We start from the raw sequence: 236 nt of genomic DNA on the forward strand, positions 1-236 counted from the left end.
GCCTAAACCTTTAGGCGAAGCGATTGGTAATATGGTGTTAAAAGTATTGCTTGGCACCGACGTACGTGATGTCGCGATTAATGCGCGTGGTCCGCAAACCTATTTTTTTGATAGTACTCAACTAAACCGTTGGAAGGTGTCTCGGGCTAATTTGGCCACAGGAAGTGAGTATTTAAATCAGCAAGCCTACCAATCGTGGTCGCAGCGCTACCAAACGAGTTTGATGATGACAGGGC

The 236-nt window shown here is 46.6% G+C and carries 1 protein-coding gene; it reads left to right on the forward strand.

The window, feature by feature from the left end; all coding sequences use genetic code 11:
- Window positions 1-31: 31 nt before the first annotated feature.
- Window positions 32-236: hypothetical protein (locus Q4528_RS16110; RefSeq protein WP_303522774.1), on the forward strand; the 205-nt coding region annotated here is incomplete at its 3' end.

The sequence above is a fragment of the Staphylococcus pasteuri genome (genome assembly GCF_030547725.1).
Lineage (GTDB): Bacteria > Bacillota > Bacilli > Staphylococcales > Staphylococcaceae > Staphylococcus > Staphylococcus pasteuri.